The following is a 14,177-nucleotide window of genomic DNA, read 5'->3' on the forward strand; positions in this document are numbered from 1 at the left end:
CGACTGCCGCCCGAATCCGGTTACCGAATCCTCACCAGCCGGAGGGTTCGAACCAGTCCCGGGCTTCCCGGCGAAACAGCAGCACGATCAATACGAGCGAGGTGATCGGGCCGAGCGGTCCCGGCGGATGCCCGTCGGTGATCGACGGCACCGTCCACAGCATATTTAGCACGGCCAGCAGAATCGCGCCGATGCGCACCGACTGGCCCTCGGACTGAAAGGTCAACGCCACCAGCCCGAGCAGCCACGCCGGTATGAATGGAATCGCGGTCTGGATGGCGGAACTACTTCCCAGCAACCAGCCGGAGGACGCCGTACACAGGATTCCGACCAGGGCCATGAGCACCGCGATGAACTGTGCCGCGCGCACCGCCCGCGGCATCCGGTACGTCTCGTCTACTCCCTGCCCGTGGTCGGACGGGGTCCGCAGATCCGGCATCCCAGCGAATTTACCCCGCCGCGCCGGGCCGATCCGGTCACCACGCCGCCGCGCGGCAGTGCCGTGCGCCACCTGTCCACAGTCATGCACAGCCGCCGTGGGGATTACCCGCTAACTATGAGCGAGCGGCCACCGGTTCCAATTCGGTGACTCGAACGGTCGGCATCAACCGGTCGCGCAGGACGCGGTCTATCTCCCCCGCGACCGGAATGACCACGGCGGCGGCCGAAGTGGCGACGGCGTCAGTGAGCAGGGCGGGCCAGTTGGGGGTGCGGGTGCCCGCGAGGCCCGCGATGATGGCCGCCACGGCGGCATCGCCCGCACCGGTGGGGTTGCCCGCGAGCGGTTCGGGCAGGGCGGCGGACCAGGCGCGATTGGCGGTGACCGCGATCATGCCCGCACCGCCGCGGGTGACGATGACCGCGCCCGCGCCGTCGGCGATGAGCGGGTCCACCGCGGCCAGCACTTCCGGAACGGTGGTGGCGGGGCGGCCGGTGAGTCGTTCCAGCTCTTCGGTATTGGGGGTGAGGATGACCCCGGGCACGCGGGCGGAGAGTTCCAGCGCCGTCCCGTCGAGATCGCAGATGGTGGGCACCCCGGCGTGCACGGCGGTGCGGGCGAGTTCGGCGGGCAGGCCGGGGTCGACGCCGCCGGGTAGTGATCCGGCGATGACCATGCCGCTCATATCCGAGAGCATGCCCGCGACCCGCACCCGCAGTTGATCGACCGCGTGCGGTTCGGAGATGCGCGGCCCGGGCTCCCAGAGCGCGGTGGCGGTGCCGTCCCCGGATTCGCTGATCACCACGGTGCGCCGCACCCACGGCAGTGCGTGCACGAAGTCGACGGGCATCTCCAATTCGGCCGCGGCGGCGAACGAGTGATCGCTGAATCCGGTGGCGCGCGCGTATTTGCCCAGCTGATTGAGCACCCGATTGACATTGATGCCGCGACCGCCGAGCCGCTGATCCACCGAGCGCACCCGGTGTGCGCGGCCCCGTTCGAACTGCTCGACCCGATAGGTCATGTCGTAGGCGGGGTTCATGGTCACGGTGAGGATCACCCTGACAACTAGTTCATGTCCGCACATCGGACGCAAGACCCAAACCTCTCGAATGGGCAGTGAAAGGGTTCGCAAAGGCGGCAGTTCGGACGGATCAGTCCGGTACGGCCCGCAGGATTCGGGTGCCGAGCACGCGTAGGTGATGCTCCACATCCCGTTGGATGCCGAACCGGCCCGGGCCCAGATACTTTCGCGGATCGGAGCTGGCCGGGGCCGCCGCGAGCGCGGTGCGGACCGCCTCGGTGAGCGCGATATTCAACCGGGTGCCGATATTGATCTTCACCATGCCGTGCCGCACGGCGGACCGCAGGCCATCATCGGGCACACCCGACGAACCGTGCAAGACCAGCGGGATATCCAGTGCCTTCGCCAACCTCGCAATGAGATCGGTGTCCAGGGTCGCGGCGCGGGTCTGCATGGCGTGCGTCGAGCCGACCGCGACGGCGAGCGCGTCCACCCCGGTCGCGGCGGCGAAGGCGACGGCCTCATCCGGATCGGTGCGCACGCCCGGCACGTGCGCGCCGTTCTTCCCGCCGACCTCACCGAGCTCGGCCTCGACGTAGACCTCGCGTTCATGACACCACCGCGTGATCGCGGCTGTGGCAGCGACATTTTCGGCATAGTCCAGCGCCGCCCCGTCGTACATGACCGAACCGATCCCGACCTCGACCGCCTCCTTGACCAGATCGATCTCGGTGGCATGGTCCAGATGCACCGCGAGCGCGGCCGAACTGTCCTGCGCGATTTGCAGGCAGGCGCGGGCCAATGGCTTCACGCTCCCGTGATAGCGCGCCGTATTCTCCGAAATCTGAAGTATCGCGGGCCTTTCCACGGCTTCCGCGGCGGCGGCGATGGCTTCGGCGTGTTCGAGGGTGATCACATTGAACGCGCCGAGCCCGCCCGGCCGGGCCAGTTCGATCAGTCGTGGAATCGGGGTGAGCATGGATTCTCCTAGTAGAGCCAGGTGTGCCAGTCCCGCACCCGGATCTCCGGAATGAGGCGGGCGCGTAGGTCGAGATCGATCTCGCCCGCCACCGGCCGCGCCACGGCGGCGGCGGATGTCGCCACCACCTCGGCGACCAGTGCGGGCCAATCGAGTTCGGGCGCACCGAGCCAACCGGGTGCGATGGTCTCCGGAAAGGACAGCTCGGGCGGGATATAGCGGGGAATCTTCGGCAGCGCCGCCAACCCGGCAATGAGCGCCGCGGCGGCCGCATCCCCCGCCCCGGTCGGATTTCCGCTGATCGCGGTGGGCGGGGCAGCGGACCAGCCCTTCCCGCGCACGGTCGCGAAAACCCCTGCCGGGCCGAGCGTCGCGACGATCACGGCCACCCCCGACTTCTGCATCGGCTGCACCACATCCAGCAGCCGACCCGGGTCCTCGGACACGTCGCCGAGCAGCGCGGCACGGTCACCCAGAGCACCGCCGGGCACCGAGGCATGATCATTCGGAGCACTGCGGGGCGATGCGGGATGTCCGCCCGGAACCCCGCTCAGCAGTGCCGCGAGTTCATCGGTGTTGGGCATGAGCACGACGCCCTCCACCCTGGCGGCGCGACGGAGCGCCTCACCATCGACATCGCAGATGACCGGCACGTCGGCGCGGATCGCGAGGCGGGCCAGCGCGGCCGGGAAGCCGGGGTCGAGTCCGGCGGGCAGTGAGCCGGAGATGACCAGGCCGCGCGCCTGCGGCAGCCGGGCGGAGATGCGGTCTTTCAGCTCGTCGGCGGCGGCCGGATCGTGCAGTGCCGCACCGGGTTCCCACAGTCCGGTGGTGGTGCCGTCCGCCTCGCTGAGGACGACGGTGCGGCGCACGTGCGGCAGCGCTTCGACGAAATCGACCGGCATCTCGGCGGCGGCCGCACGGGCGAACGCGGCGTCGGCGAATCCCATGGCGATGACTTCGTGCCCGAGTGCGCCCAGCACGCGTGCGACATTCAGCCCCTTGCCGCCGACTCGCTGTTCGACCGCCGGAATGCGCTGCACCGCGGCGTATTCGAACTTTTCCAGCCGATAGGTCAGATCGTAGGCCGGGTTCATGGTGACCGTGAGGATCATGACAACCACCGTCCGCGATGCAGCACCCGGCGCAATTCCAGTTTTTCGTCGACGGCGATGATGTCGGCATAGCCGCCCGATTTGATATCCCCGATATCGGTGAGCCCGGCGGTGGTCGCGGGCGTCATGGTGGCGGCGCGGACCGAATCATCCAGGGACGCACCACATTCCCACACCGCCCAGGCCAGACAGCGCAGCAGATGCGCGGTGCCACCCGCGATGGACCCGCTCGCGATGCGCGCCACGCCATCGCTGACCCGCACCTCCTGCGGACCGAGCCGGTACGTGCCGTCCGGCATTCCGGCAGCGGACATGGCATCGGTGATGAGCGCGATCCGCTGCGGGGCGGCGGCGAACACCAGCGCGCCGAAACCGGCATCGACGTGCACTCCGTCACCGATGAGTTCCACGGTGGCATGCCCGCGCGCCGCGGCCGCGACGGCCGCCGCCACCGGCCCGCCCGATCGATGATGCAGCGGCCGCATTCCGTTGGCGAGATGGGTGACCGAGCGCGCGACCCCGTTGGGCTGCACGGCATCCCGGAAGACTCCGAACTCGGCGTCGGTATGCCCGAGCGATACGGTCACCCCGTGATCGGCGAGCAGACTCGCCACGGCGGCGTACCCGTCCCGTTCGGGTGCCATGGTCATGATGCGCAGATGCCCGCCCGCCGCTTCGAGCAACCGCCGCGCCAGCACCGGATCGGGATCGCTGAGATAGCGCGCATCCTGTGCGCCACAACGGGTTTCGGAAAGAAATGGCCCCTCGGCGTAGATCCCGCCGATCACCCCGTCCTGCGCCAGCTCCCGCAGCGCCGCCGCCTGCGCGACCATATCGTCGGGTGCGGCCGTGACGATCCCGGCCAGTACGGTGGTGCTTCCCATGGACCGGTGATAGGCCGCCGCCCCGGCGGCTTCCTCCTGATCCACGGTGTCGAACCGACGCCCGGCCCCACCGTGCACGTGAATATCCACCAGCCCCGGCAACAGCATCCCCTCGAACGGCAACTCCCCCGATTCCGGATGCGTCACCGCCCACTGCTCATGGGTGCGCACCGCGATGATCCGTTCTCCCAGCACGGATATCACCCCGTCCTCGACGATGTGACTCGGCGCGAAGACCCGCCCGCGAATATGCACCCCGGCATCCACCGCGAAGCTCGGCACACTCACCTCGTTCGCCGCCTGCGCTTTGCGCCGCGCCCGGCTCCGGCTCGACCGATTCCGGCTCGTCCCATTCGGATGCTCGCCCGGCGCGCTCATGCCAGCACTCCGTAGCGTGCGAACAGCGCCGCGCCGGTGAGGCCCGCGCGAGCGCCGAAGGCTCCCAGCACCACTTCGGGCGCGGGGACCACGCGCAGCCGTGCGGCGAGCGCATCGCGCAGGGGTTGGGCGAGCGCTTCACCCGCACCGGCGAGACCGCCGCCCAATACGATGCGTTCGGGGCAGGCGGCGTGGATGACACCTAGCAAGCCGTCGGCGAGTGCGTCGACGGCATCGTCCACCACGGCGCGCGCGTGCTCGTCGTACGCGCGCGTGCCGCCATCGCGGGCATCGTCATCGGCATTAGCCAGGCGTTCGAATACCATTGCCGCGCTGTCACATTCGATACCGGTGCGCCGGGTGTAGGCGCGCGCTATCGCGGCGGCCGAGGCCACGGTTTCCACGCAGCCGGTATTGCCGCACGGACAGGGCAGACCGTCCGGGCGCACGGCGATATGCCCGTACTCCCCGGCCTGCCCGATGCCACCGCGCACGAATCGCCCTCCGACGGAGAGTGTTCCGCTGATCCCGGTGCCGATGATGACGACGCAGACGGTGCCCCGATCACCGCCGGCGCCGAAGCGCCATTCCGCCCAGCCCGCGGCCGCCACATCGTGTTCGATCAGCACCGGCATGCCCCAGCGTTCGGTGAAGCGCGAGCCCACCTCGATATCGCGCCACCCCACGTTCGCGCTGAACACCGCGATGGAATTGGCCGTGTCGACCACCCCGGGCAGCAGTACCGCCGCCCGTTCCACCCGTGCCCGCTCCGATTCGGCGAGCTTGTCCAGCAACGCGTCCCCGAGCGTCAGCATGGCGTCGAAGGCCGCCGGACCGCGCGGGGTGGCGACATCCCCGGCGGCGAGCACCGCGCCCGCGGCATCGCTGATCTCGGCCTTGATGGTGGTGCCGCCGACGTCCAAGCCCAGTACCAGGGCCTGCGGGCCGAGTCCGATGACGGTTTGCAGGTTCATATCGGGCTCCGATCGGACGAACACGCTCAGGCTCACATCATGGCTCAGGAATCGAGGACCACTGAGCGAGTGAGGCTACGCGGATGATCGGGATCCAGCCCGATATCGGCCGCACGAAGTACGCAGAGCCGGTGCACCCGAACCAGATCCGCCATCGGATCGATGTCCCGATGCTCGAGATGTGCGCCGGTGGCGGCGATATCGGCGGCGAATCCGGGCAGCAGCGGTCCGAACGCCCAGACCGCGCGGCCGGGCGCGGCGATGCTGATCGGCCCGTGCCGATACTCGGTCGCCAAGTAGGACTCGGTCCAGGATTGGCAGGATTCGCGCAGTTTGAGCGCGGCCTCGTCGGCGAGCGCGGCGGCGAATCCCATTCCGGTGAAGGTGATCTGGTCGGCGTACCGCACCGCGGCGAGCGCGACCGCCGGATCCTCGGCCAATACCGCGCGGGCCTGCGCGATCACCGGCGTCAGGTCCTCGCCCAGGCTCCAGCGCAGAATGGCCAGGGTGGTGGTGGCGAACCGGGTCTGCACCACCGACCGCTCGTCCACCTCGTCGATGAGGATCGAATCGCCCAGGGCGAGAACGGGTGTGCCCGGGCTCGAGCAGATGATCACGCGCGGCGTCCCGGCCGGGAGCGCGCGCAGCACATCGATCACCTCGGTGGTGGTGCCGGAGCGGCAGATGATCACATAGCGGTCGTAGTCGCGACCGATGGGCGGCTGGCCGGCGGGCCAGGCGTCGGTGAGCCCGTGCCCGGCGCGCTCGCGCTGCGCGGCGTAGGCCCGCGCCATGAAAAGCGAGGTGCCGCAACCGATCGCGGCCACGCGTTCGCCGGATGCGGGCAGTAGTGCGCGATTTCGTTCGGCGATGACCCGCGCGTGGACCCAGTTGTCCGGCTGCGAGGCGATCTCGGTGGAGAGGTGGGTGGCTGGGGTGTGTTCGGCGGAGGACAGCACCAGCCCAGCGTGCGCCCAGTGATCGTTCATGTCAAATTTACAGCCAAAGTAGTCACAATCGATCACGGCTGGGTTAGATTCGACAACGATCACCCGGTCGACCCATCATCCCCCGTTTGACCCGGGTGTGTGTATCGAAAGGTTCGACAAGTGAAAAGACGTCTCCATCGGACACTCACCGGCGTAGCCGTGCTCACCGCCGCGGTGCTGGCCACCTCGTCCTGCGGCTTCGGTTCCAAGAGCTCGGACGATAACGACCCCAACACCGTCAAACTGCTGGTGCCCTCGTACAGCGATGGCGCGCACGGCACCAAGGCGCTGTGGGACAACATCATCAGCGGATTCCACGACAAGAACCCGGACATCAAGGTCGATCTCCAGATCGAGTCCTGGAACAGCATCAATGACGTGGTGCGCACCAAACTGCAATCCCAGTCCACCACCCCGGACATCCTGAATATCGACGCCTACTCCACCTTCGCCAAGGACAAACTGCTGTACGCCGCGAAGGACGTCACCTCCGACGCCACCCTCGCCGATATCCAGCCCGCCTTCGCGCAGAACGCCACCATCGACGGAACCCAGTGGGCGCTACCGCTGTTCGCCTCCACCCGCACGCTGTTCTACAACTCCGAGCTATTCGAGAAGGCGGGCATCACCACCCCGCCCAAGACCTGGGCCGAACTCACCGACGACGCCAAGAAGATCCAGGCGCTCGGCGGCGGCGTCTCCGGATACGGCCTGCCGCTGGGAAGTGAAGAGGCACAGGGCGAAACCTCCATCTGGACCTTCGGCGCGAGCGGGAACTGGTCCGACGGCGGCAATCTCACCATCGACACCCCGCAGAATCTGGCGGGCGTCAAGGCCATGAAGGCCATCGCGGATGCCGGTGTGACACAGCCGAATCCGGGCGCGACCGATCGCAAGGACGTGATCAACGCCTTCATCCAGGGCAAGATCGGCATGATCGAGGGCCTGCCCCCGGTGCTCGGCATGATCAGCGATAAGAATCCGGCGCTGAAGTACGCCACCGCGCCCTCGCCCACCGAGACCGGCGCGCCCGTCACGCTCGGCGTGGCCGATCATCTGATGGCGTTCAAGAAGGACGGGAAGAAGCAGGATTCGATCCGCAAGTTCCTGGATTACTTCTACACCGCGGACGTGTACTCGAACTTCGTCAAGAACGAGCACTTCATCCCGATCACCAAGAGCGCGGTCACCGCGCTGGCCGACGATCCGGTGACCAAGATCTTCGCCGCCACCCTCCCGGTCGCGAAGTTCTACCCGAGCAACAATCCCAAATGGGGTGCGGTGCAGGGCGCGATCAAACAGCAGATGGGCACCATCGCGCAGGGCGCGGACCCGGCCGATGTACTGAAGAAGATCACGCAGGCGGCGAGTTGAGCAGGCGGACAACACGATTCACGGCGGGGCTGGCAGCCCTGCCGTGGATCGGCCCGGTGCTGGTGCTGATCGCGGCGATCGTGGTCTTCCCGGCCGGGTACATGCTGTGGACCAGCACCCGGGTACTGAGCCCGTACGGGCAGGATCAGGGTCCGGCCGGATTCGCCAATTACCGCAGGCTTTTCGCGATTCCGGAGCTCGGCCCGATCCTGGTGCACACGGTGGTGTGGGTGGTGGCGGTGGTCGGGCTGACCCTGCTGCTCTCGGCCGCGCTGGCGCAATTCCTGAACAAGGACTTCCCGGGCCGCACCGCGGTGCGCATGGCGGTGCTGGTGCCGTGGGCGGCATCGGTGGTGATGACGACGACGATCTTCTACTACCTGCTCGATCCCGATGTCGGCATCGTGAACCGGCTCCTGGTCGATATCGGCCTGCTCGATCGCGGTTACGGTTTCACCAAACAGCCGACGCAGGCGTTCATCGTGGCGATCGTGGTCGGCGTCTTCGTCTCGGTGCCGTTCACCACGTACACGATTCTGGCGGGGCTGCAATCGATTCCGGCCGAGGTGCAGGAGGCGGGCCGGGTGGACGGCGCGAATTCCTGGCAGCGTTACCGGCACATCACGCTGCCGCAGCTGCGCCCGGCGATCGCCGTCGCCGCCATCATCAACATCATCAACGTCTTCAACTCGCTGCCGATTCTCCAGGTGCTGACCGGCAGTATCGCGGGCTTCTCCGCCGACACCACAACCACCTTGACGTTCAAGCTGATTCGGCAGAATCAACAGGTCGACACCGCCGCCGCCATGAGCGTGCTGAACTTCGTGCTGATCGTGGTGATCATCGCGATCTACGTGAAGGTGATCCGCCCGACCGAGCAGGTGGACGCATGACGACGACCGGGCCGACGCTGTCGAAGGAACAGCGCACGCCGAAACCCCGTGTGCCACGGCGCAAACGACGACGCTGGGAACTCACCGCCGTCGGCGTATTGCTCGCGGCCATCTTCCTGATCCCCTACCTCGTGATGGTGCTGGGTTCGCTGAAATCGCGCGCCGAGATCCTGCACATTCCGCCGACCTATCTGCCGCAGCAGTGGCACCCGGACAACTACTCCACCATGTGGAACACCCCGGAGACCCCGCTCGCGTTCAATATGGTCAGCACCATCGTCATCTCGGTGGCCGCGACCCTGCTGGTGCTGCTGGTGGCGGTTCCGGCCGCGTACTACACCGCGCGCCGCCGCTTTCCGGGCCGGGTGGCCTTCCTGGGCCTGGTGCTGATCACCCAGATGCTGCAACCGACCGTGCTGGTGACCGGGCTGATCCGGGAGTTCTTCACACTCGGCATCAATGACACCTGGCTGGCCATGATCCTGGTGAACTCGGCCTTCAACCTGTCCTTCGCGGTCTGGATCCTGCACAGCTTCTTCGCCTCGGTCCCGGTGGAGATCGAGGAGGCGGCCCAGCTCGACGGCCTGTCCCGCCTGCAAATCCTGACCCGCGTCAGCCTGCCGCTGGTCTGGCCCGGCATCGTGACCGCCACCATCTTCACCGTGGTCGCGTGCTGGAACGAATTCGCCGCCAGCCTGGTCATTCTGACTACCCCGGAGAACCAGCCGCTGTCCGTGGCCCTGACCAAATTCATCGGCCAATACGACACGGCTTGGCAATACGTGTTCGCCATCTCTACGGTCGGTATCGTGCCGGTCGTCATCCTCTTCGCAGTTATCGAAAAACGCCTGGTCGCCGGTCTGACCGCGGGAAGCGTCAAATGACCGCAGCGGCCGATAGGCCCATGCGCTGGAACCGTCTGCTGGAGTTGCTCGCCGAAGCGGGGCGGCTCTCGGTGGAGGAGGCGTCCGAGCGACTCGGCGTCTCCCCCGCCACGGTGCGACGGGACTTCACCGCGCTGGCCGAACAGCAGCTGGCGACCCGCACGCACGGCGGGATCGTGGCCACCTCGGTGGCCTATGACCTGCCCGCGCGGTATCGGCACGGGGATGAGGCCAAGCAGCGGATCGCGGAACACGCTGCGGGGCTGATCGATACGCATGCGGTGGTGGGGTTGAACGGGGGCACCACGACCACCGCGGTCGCACGGGCGCTGGCGAGCCGCCCGGATCTGGCGACCGCCACCGATGAGCGGCTGACACTGGTCACCAACGCGCTCAATATCGCCGCCGAGATGGTGCTGCGGCCGTATCTGCGCACCATCTGCCTCGGCGGCATGGCGCGGCGGGAATCGTATGAGCTGCACGGGCCGCTGGCCGAGCGGTCGCTGGCCGAATTGCGTTTGGACACGGTGGTTCTGGGCGTCAACGCCATCTCGGTGGAGGGCGGGGCGCAGTGCACCCACCTCGACGAGTCCGGGGTGAATGCCGAAATGGTGCGCCGCGCACAGCATGTCATCGCGGTGGCGACCTCGGACAAACTGCATCGCACGGCGCTGGCGCGGATCTGTCCCATCGATCGGATCCACGTTCTGGTCACCGACGGTGATGCCGATCCGGAGTCGGTGGCCGCGCTGCGCGCCTCCGGGGTCCGGGTCGACCTCGTCTGAGCCAGTAAAAATCCGGAACTTTCCCGGGTATCGCCGCGCCCAGATTGAATGATTGTTAATGATCGATTTCTCTATAGACAGAGCAGAAATGCGCACTTACTCTCGGATGCACCGATAATCCGGCGCTGTCTCAGAGGACTTCTCATGCATGAACTGCCCGCCCCCGATCTGATCGGCACGATCCTCGGATATCTGCTCATGTCACCGATGTCGTTGCTGCACAACCTCGGTCAACTGCTCGCGACCCTGCGATGAGGGCGGCCATGCGCACACCGCTCCTGGGCGCCCTGGCCGCCGCACTGCTCGCCACCGGCAGCGCGGTATGCCTGACACCCGCGGCCGCGGTGCCGATTCCCGGCGGGCAGGTGACCACGCTCTTCCTGCCGGGAGCGGACGGCGTGCCGATCAACGCGGTGATCACCGCACCGCCGGATCTGGCCGAGCATCGGAATCCACTGGTACTACAGCCTTCCGGCTGGGGCATGCCCGCGGTCGGGAGCATCGGATCGGCGTACAAGCTCTCCAGCGGGGAAGGATTCGTCTCCATCGAATACACCGCGCGCGGCATGTACCTGTCCGGTGGCGATGTCGATCTGCTGGGCGATAAGGACGCCGAGGATGCCTCGGCGCTGATCGACTGGGCCATCGCGAACCTGAATATCGACCCGGATCGCATCGCCATCGCGGGCGGATCGTACGGAGCGGGCATGAGTTTGATTGCGGCGGCGCATGATCCGCGCATCAAGGCGATCGTGGCCGATTCCCCGCCCGGTGATGTCACCGAGGCGCTCGCGCCCAATGGCACACCGAAAACCGGTGGGCCGATCGCGCTCACCCTCGCGGGCGTGGCCACCAACCGGTTCAGCCCGGAACTGGTGACGCACGGACTCGACGCCATCGTGAACCACAATGCGAACGCCTTTGCCGCCCTGCCGAATCGGCATCTGCTGGCCAAGGCGATTCCACAGCTCAATGCCAATGGCACCGCGGTGTTCCTGGCTCACGACTGGCAGGACAGCCTGCTGCCGGTGGGGCCGATCTACGCCATGTTCGATCAGCTGACCGGGCCGAAGATGCTGTACGTGGTGCCGGGCGATCATTCCACCGGGGGCGGGCCGGGAAGTGTTGCCGGACTGCCCAATTCGATCTGGGATGCCGGACTGCGCTGGCTGGACCACTACGTCAACGGGGCCGATAACGGCATCGACCGGGAGCCGACGGTCAATATCCAGCCCGCGAACACGGTGAGCCCGCTACCCGATCCCCATGCCCTGGTGCACTTCCCGTCGGTTGAGGCGGCGGAGATCGCACCGCGCGAATTCGCGCTGTCCGCGCCCGGTGCGGGCGTACTGGGGGCCGATCCGAACGAATCCTGGAGCCGGGGGCTGATTTCCGCGCCGACCACCGCCGTCGCGGCGGTGCCCTACGTGACGGGCTCCCTGGCGCAATTGGGGCTGGCCCCGGCGATTCCGCTCGGCACCGTGGACCGTAACGCGGCGGGCGTATGGCGCACCGTACCGTTCGCCGGTGGCGGCGTGCTGTCCGGTACACCGCACCTACGGATCACCGCGGCCCCGTCCGGCCCGGACCTCACCATGATCGGCATCCTCTACGACGAGAGCCCCGACGGCACCGGTAAGACCATCAGCTACTGGCCGATCACCCGGCACGGACTCGCGCCCGGCGTGCCCACCACGCTGGAATGGGATCTCGCGCCGACGTATTGGAATCTCGCGCCCGGACATCGGCTCACGCTCACCGTCACCACGCAGGACCCGATCCCGTTCGAGAGTTCGACGCCGATGGGGAGCACCGTCGTCTTCGGTTCGCCGTCCGCGGCCGAGCTTCCGGTCAGCGGATCGTGAAATCGGTGCGGCACAGCGGGGCCGGAAAGCTGGGCGCGCTCACGGTGCTGGCGGCGGTGGTTCTGTGCACCGTCGCACCTGATGCTCGGGCCGATATCGCCACCCTTCCGGTCAGCGTGCCGAGCGTGCACGAATTCGCCGCCGGATCAGGCAGTTTCACGCTCGGCGGCGCGGCGCGGATTATCGCCCCGGGCGCTGCCGCATCGATCGCCGCGCGTTTCGCGGCGGATATGAACCGAGCCGGGCGCACCATGGCGGAGGGGAATGGCGCGCCCGGGCCCGGGGATGTGGTGGTGCGCATCGACGATTCCGGGCCCGAGCGGCCGGAGTCGTATCGCATCGAGATCGGCGCGGCGATCACCGCCACCGCGCGCACCGCGGCGGGTGCGATGCACGCGACACAGACTCTGCTGCAATGGTTTTCCCAGTCCGCCACGGTGCCTACCGGAACCGTGACGGACTGGCCGGACTACCGCGAGCGCGGCATGCTGCTCGATCTCGGCCGCAAGTTCCTCAGCGTCGACTGGATCAAGCAGCGCATTCGGGAGATGGCCTACTACCGGATGAACCTGCTGCAACTTCATCTCTCGGATCACTACGGCTTCCGACTGGAAAGCCGATCACATCCCGAGATCACCTCGTCCGAGCATTACAGCCGCGCGGATATCGCCGAAATAGTTTCCTACGCAGCCGAATACGGCGTAGAGGTAATGCCGGAGATCGGCTTCCCGGGACATATGAACGCCATCCTCGAAGCCCATCCCGAGCTGATCCTGCACCCCGCGACCACCGGCCCGATCGATGCCGCCACCGACAGCCTGCTCGCGGGCACCGCCGACGGTCGTATCGACCTGTCGAATCCGGGGGCGCGGCCACTCATCGAAGATCTGCTGCGCGAATATCTTCCGCTGTTTCCCGGGCGCTATTTCCACCTCGGCGGGGATGAGTACGTCAGCGATTACAGCCGCTATCCGCAGCTCGGCGGACCGGAACTGGTCGCGGACACCGTCAATTGGGCCAATGGCATCGTGCGCTCGTACGGCAAGACCGCGCGCATCTGGAATGACGGCATCCCACGCGGCAGCCGTATCCCCGTCGACACTTCGATCATCGTCGATCACTGGACCGCCGGAAACGGCCTGCTGCCCTGGCTCGGAAATGACGGCGGCCCCGAACAACTCGCCGATCGCGGCTACACCCTGAGCAATGCCGCCTTCACCCCCACCTACTGGGCCACCGGTGGTTATGCCGCACCCCTGAACTCCCCGCCGGAACTCCTGTACGCCTGGGACCCCGGCCTTTTCGTGAACGGCACCCGGCTGCGGCCCGATCAACAGTCCCGGCTGCTCGGCGCGAAACTCTGCATCTGGGCCGATGATCCGACCACCATGACCGAAGAGCAGATGATCGCGCCGGTGCTGGCTCGCCTGCCGATCATGGCTCAGCAATTGTGGGCCGGGACCAAAGGTATTGGGTACGGCGAATTCACCGACCGCACGCGCACCGCGGGTCTGCCCGCCCACTGAGCCGAAGTGGCTGTATCCCAGCGCTATTCACCACGGCACCGGTAGCGTGTCGCCCACCACCAGAGCAG

The 14,177-nt window shown here is 67.3% G+C and carries 13 protein-coding genes; 6 read left to right on the forward strand and 7 right to left on the reverse strand.

What is annotated here, in order from left to right; genetic code table 11:
- Positions 1-31: 31 nt before the first annotated feature.
- From ACFVUS_RS43325 to ACFVUS_RS43355, 7 genes are all read right to left on the reverse strand, one after another.
- Positions 32-439 (reverse strand): hypothetical protein, encoded by a 408-nt coding sequence (locus ACFVUS_RS43325; protein ID WP_387781211.1) that lies wholly within the window; start codon positions 437-439, stop codon positions 32-34.
- Between the two features lie 115 nt (positions 440-554).
- Entirely contained in the window at positions 555-1,487 is a 933-nt protein-coding gene (locus ACFVUS_RS43330) for a hexose kinase (RefSeq protein ID WP_387781214.1), read from the reverse strand.
- A 106-nt stretch (positions 1,488-1,593) separates the two neighbouring features.
- Positions 1,594-2,442, reverse strand: coding sequence for a class II fructose-bisphosphate aldolase (locus tag ACFVUS_RS43335; protein ID WP_387781217.1), 849 nt, complete (start codon positions 2,440-2,442; stop codon positions 1,594-1,596).
- Between the two features lie 8 nt (positions 2,443-2,450).
- Complete coding sequence (locus ACFVUS_RS43340) at positions 2,451-3,557, reverse strand: PfkB family carbohydrate kinase (protein ID WP_387781220.1); 1,107 nt, start codon at positions 3,555-3,557, stop codon at positions 2,451-2,453.
- Complete coding sequence (locus ACFVUS_RS43345; RefSeq protein WP_387781223.1) at positions 3,554-4,819, reverse strand: N-acetylglucosamine-6-phosphate deacetylase; 1,266 nt, start codon at positions 4,817-4,819, stop codon at positions 3,554-3,556. Before ACFVUS_RS43345 ends, ACFVUS_RS43340 begins: the two co-directional genes overlap by 4 nt.
- On the reverse strand, positions 4,816-5,793 hold the full coding sequence (locus tag ACFVUS_RS43350; protein WP_387781226.1) for an ROK family protein: 978 nt from the start codon (positions 5,791-5,793) through the stop codon (positions 4,816-4,818). The genes ACFVUS_RS43345 and ACFVUS_RS43350 overlap by 4 nt, the downstream gene beginning before the upstream one ends.
- A 44-nt stretch (positions 5,794-5,837) precedes the next feature.
- On the reverse strand, positions 5,838-6,782 hold the full coding sequence (locus tag ACFVUS_RS43355; RefSeq protein ID WP_387781229.1) for an SIS domain-containing protein: 945 nt from the start codon (positions 6,780-6,782) through the stop codon (positions 5,838-5,840).
- Between the two features lie 120 nt (positions 6,783-6,902).
- On the opposite strand from ACFVUS_RS43355, the gene ACFVUS_RS43360 reads away from it, so the two are divergent.
- The 6 genes from ACFVUS_RS43360 (at position 6,903) to ACFVUS_RS43385 (ending at position 14,109) form a co-directional block, all read left to right on the forward strand.
- The gene (locus ACFVUS_RS43360; RefSeq protein WP_387781231.1) at positions 6,903-8,156 is read left to right on the forward strand and encodes an extracellular solute-binding protein; all 1,254 of its coding nucleotides are present in this window, start codon (positions 6,903-6,905) and stop codon (positions 8,154-8,156) included.
- Positions 8,153-9,049, forward strand: coding sequence for a carbohydrate ABC transporter permease (locus tag ACFVUS_RS43365; protein ID WP_387781234.1), 897 nt, complete (start codon positions 8,153-8,155; stop codon positions 9,047-9,049). Before ACFVUS_RS43360 ends, ACFVUS_RS43365 begins: the two co-directional genes overlap by 4 nt.
- Positions 9,046-9,933, forward strand: coding sequence for a carbohydrate ABC transporter permease (locus ACFVUS_RS43370; protein ID WP_387781237.1), 888 nt, complete (start codon positions 9,046-9,048; stop codon positions 9,931-9,933). Before ACFVUS_RS43365 ends, ACFVUS_RS43370 begins: the two co-directional genes overlap by 4 nt.
- Positions 9,930-10,718 carry a DeoR/GlpR family DNA-binding transcription regulator gene (locus ACFVUS_RS43375; RefSeq protein ID WP_387781240.1) on the forward strand — a complete coding sequence of 263 codons (789 nt, stop codon included), beginning with the start codon at positions 9,930-9,932 and terminating at the stop codon, positions 10,716-10,718. The genes ACFVUS_RS43370 and ACFVUS_RS43375 overlap by 4 nt, the downstream gene beginning before the upstream one ends.
- 263 nt (positions 10,719-10,981) lie before the next feature.
- Complete coding sequence (locus ACFVUS_RS43380) at positions 10,982-12,583, forward strand: CocE/NonD family hydrolase (protein WP_387781242.1); 1,602 nt, start codon at positions 10,982-10,984, stop codon at positions 12,581-12,583.
- A gap of 5 nt (positions 12,584-12,588) precedes the next feature.
- The gene (locus ACFVUS_RS43385) at positions 12,589-14,109 is read left to right on the forward strand and encodes a glycoside hydrolase family 20 protein (RefSeq protein WP_387781245.1); all 1,521 of its coding nucleotides are present in this window, start codon (positions 12,589-12,591) and stop codon (positions 14,107-14,109) included.
- Positions 14,110-14,177: the final 68 nt, after the last annotated feature.

It is taken from the genome of Nocardia sp. NPDC058058 (assembly GCF_042885355.1).
In the GTDB taxonomy this organism is placed as follows: domain Bacteria; phylum Actinomycetota; class Actinomycetes; order Mycobacteriales; family Mycobacteriaceae; genus Nocardia.